Source organism: Chryseobacterium sp., assembly GCF_022712095.1.
Lineage (GTDB): Bacteria > Bacteroidota > Bacteroidia > Flavobacteriales > Weeksellaceae > Chryseobacterium.
In genome coordinates this window covers 1-3,170 of the sequence record NZ_JALAHD010000236.1, presented here as the reverse complement: position 1 = coordinate 3,170, position 3,170 = coordinate 1, and the positions used below count along the sequence as shown (strand labels likewise).

Below are 3,170 nucleotides of genomic sequence, written 5' to 3'. Positions count from 1 at the left end.
TACGAATATTTCAAAGAAAAAATAATTAAACTTTAATCTAAATTTTCAAATTGTAATGCCAAATACAGAGATACTTACGGATTGGGAAAATCTGGTAAAAAAACAGCTGAAAACAGAAGAAATTTACACTATACTGAATAAAGAGAATGTAGAGGGAATAGTGGTGAAGCCTATGTATGATTCTGTAGAGAAACCTTTAAGAAACCTTCCTAAAGTAGAAGAAAGTACGCATTTGGTAGCTGCCTATCATGAAAGTTTGGAGGAAGATGTTTATGCATTCCTTTTGAATCAGAATGTGGAAGATCTTCAGGAAAAAACACTGTTTATCAATAATAAAGATCTTGCAGAGCATATCAGCCCTGAAGATACAGACCAGTATTTCTCCCTTATTGATGTATTTGACGAAAAGCTAGGGATTATTAATGAACAGTTGGCCAAAGAATTACTAGGGAAAAACTTTAAAAGAAATATTTGTATTGATATTTCGTTTCACCAGAATGCCGGTGCTTCGATTAATCAGCAGTTAGCTATAGCTTTGGCTAAAACAAAAGAATTGATAGAACTGTTAGGAGAACAAATTCTTAATAAGGTTCTTTTCAGAGTCGCTGTAGGAGGGAATTATTTCTTTGAAATGGCTAAGTTGAGAGCATTTAAACTGGTTTTTAATCAATTGTCTAAAGAATATGATACTAATGAAATTCCTTATATTTTTGCTGAAACCACCTGGAGGAACAAATCTATAACCGATCGTGAAAATAATCTTATCCGTTCCACATTAGAGCTGGCTTCAGCGATGATTGGTGGAGCTGACGCTGTATTTAGTAATAATTATCTGGTAGATAAAAGAACAGAAAATTCAGAAGAGATATCATTTAAACAGCAGATCGTTTTAGCCTATGAAAGCATCATTAATGTTTTTGAAGATGCATCTAACGGTAGTTATTATGTTGAAGATGTAACAAGGCAGATTGCAGAGGAAGCATGGAGTTTATTTGTAGAAATAGAAGAACAGGGCGGATATCTGGAATTATTGAAGCAAGGATTTATTCAGAAGAAGATCTATGATCATGCTGTTGAAGAGCAGAAATGGGTAGAAGAAGGAAAAATTAAATTAATAGGAGTTAATCTCTATCCTAAATTAGACGTTAAAAAGTCAATTGAAGACCTTTACAACGAAAAAGAAATAAAGGCAGTACGTTGGGCTGAAATGTTTGAATAAAGGCTGTGGAAAAAAATATTTTAAAAAAAGAAATTCAAAACTATATGAATGCAAATCTTACTACTGATTTGCATTCTTTGTTATTAAAGAAATCTCCTTTTCAGGAAGTTTCTATGCCGGAAATTGTGCAACAGATCAAAGGAAAGCAAGTAGCACAAAGGAAATTTCCCTTTCTTTTGACAGAGGGAATTATATTTCCTCCTCAATTGAATTTGGAACAATCTTCTTCAGAGAAAACAGCACAATATAAATCAAAAATTATAAGCGGAAAGAAGCTGGTAGATCTGACATCTGGTTTCGGGATTGATGCCTATTATCTTTCTCAGAATTTTGAAGAAGTAATGTTGATAGAACAAAATTCAGAATTATTGAATATTGTGGAACATAACTGGTCTGTTTTAGGGAGAAAAGCACAATTTATAAATAGTTCGTTAGAAAATTTTTTGGATAATAATGAGGAAAGTTTTGATCTTATCTATTTAGATCCGGCAAGGAGGGATAATCGGAAAAATAAAGTCTTTCTTCTCGAAGATCTATCTCCGGACATTCTTAAAATTCAGGATAAGCTTCTTTCTATTTCAAAAAAAGTTATGGTCAAGCTTTCACCTTTGATCGATCTGAAATATTTAAGGTCAGTATTGCCTGATCTTTACAGGATTGATATTATAGCGGTTAAAAATGATGTGAAAGAAGTTTTGGCTTTTCTTTCCAAAGAATCTTTAGTTGAAGATATTATTTGTAATTGTATGAATCTGGAAAGTGGCGAACAGGATTTTACCTTTCAATTTCTAGAAGAAAAAAATATCCAAGCCGTTTATTCCGAACCTGAAAAGTTTATTTATATTCCCAATAATTCAATTTTAAAAGCGGGAATTTTTAATTTGATTTCATCCAGATTTGAATTGAAAAAGCTCCATCCCAATACCCATATTTATACTTCTTCCGATAGAAAAGATGAGTTTCCAGGAAGAATATTAGAAATGGAATGTATTGACAGTAAGGGTATTAAGAAAGGGGAGCAATTTAATATCATTTCAAAAAATTACCCTCTAAAGCCTGAAGAAATCAAAAAGAAATATAGCTTAAAAGACGGAGGAGAAAATTATCTTATTTTTACACAATCCAAAAAAGGAAAAATAATCCTAAAATCAGTATAAAAATGTTGCCGAAAAATGCAATATTTCTTACTTTTGGGCAATCAAAAATTTAAACATGAGAAAATTAGTTATATGTTTAGCCCTTGCGACTGTAGCAGTAAGCTGTAAAAAAATATCGGCTGGAGGTAATAAAGGAACTTTGAAGCTAGAAGAAGGAGTAGAAAGATATTCTGATGATCACCAGGTAGGTGGTGAAGGTCATGGTCATGGAACAGCTCACGGTACTGAACATGCTGAAAAAGCTCAGGTTTCAATTGATTTGAATGGTGTAGCTTTAAAAGGCTTTGCAAACGGAATGGAGGATAGTATGATTAAATACTTGAAATCAGGACAATATGAAACCGCTACTGAAGATGGACTAAAGAGCGTATGGTATAACTTTGATAATGTAAATTTTAAAACAGGTTCTTCTAGCCAGCTTGAAGCAGGTTCTCAAGAGCAGTTAGCTAACCTTGCTAAAATTCTTAAGGCTTTCCCTGATGCTAAAATTAAAATTGGTGGTTACACTGATAAAACAGGAGATGAAGCTAAAAATGTAAAATTATCTCAAGACAGAGCTAATTTTATTAAAGCTGAACTTTCTAAATTAGGAGTTACCGGCCAAATTGTTTCAGCAGAAGGATATGGAAGCCAGTATGCTACTATTGATGCTAAAGCTTCTGATGCTGAAAGAGCTTCCGACAGAAAAATGGCAGTAAGATTTACTAAATAAGTAATAAAAGTATTATAATATAAAAGCTTCACTTTTAAGTGAAGCTTTTTTGTTATTAAATAATGTAGATAATGGATTTAGT

At 32.4% G+C, this 3,170-nt stretch carries 3 protein-coding genes; all 3 read left to right on the top strand.

Translation table 11 applies throughout. The annotated features are described in order from the left end of the window. Positions 1-55 precede the first annotated feature (55 nt). The 3 genes from Q0A18_RS12485 to Q0A18_RS12475 are packed head-to-tail and all read left to right on the top strand — an operon-like array spanning position 56 to position 3,088. Complete coding sequence (locus Q0A18_RS12485) at positions 56-1,219, top strand: methylmalonyl-CoA mutase family protein (RefSeq protein ID WP_292010481.1); 1,164 nt, start codon at positions 56-58, stop codon at positions 1,217-1,219. Positions 1,220-1,263: 44 nt separating this feature from the next. Further along, positions 1,264-2,376 (top strand): class I SAM-dependent methyltransferase, encoded by a 1,113-nt coding sequence (locus Q0A18_RS12480; protein WP_292010480.1) that lies wholly within the window; start codon positions 1,264-1,266, stop codon positions 2,374-2,376. 55 nt (positions 2,377-2,431) lie between these two features. Further along, positions 2,432-3,088: an OmpA family protein gene (locus Q0A18_RS12475; protein WP_292010479.1), complete on the top strand. Its 657-nt coding sequence runs from the start codon at positions 2,432-2,434 to the stop codon at positions 3,086-3,088. Positions 3,089-3,170 lie beyond the last annotated feature (82 nt).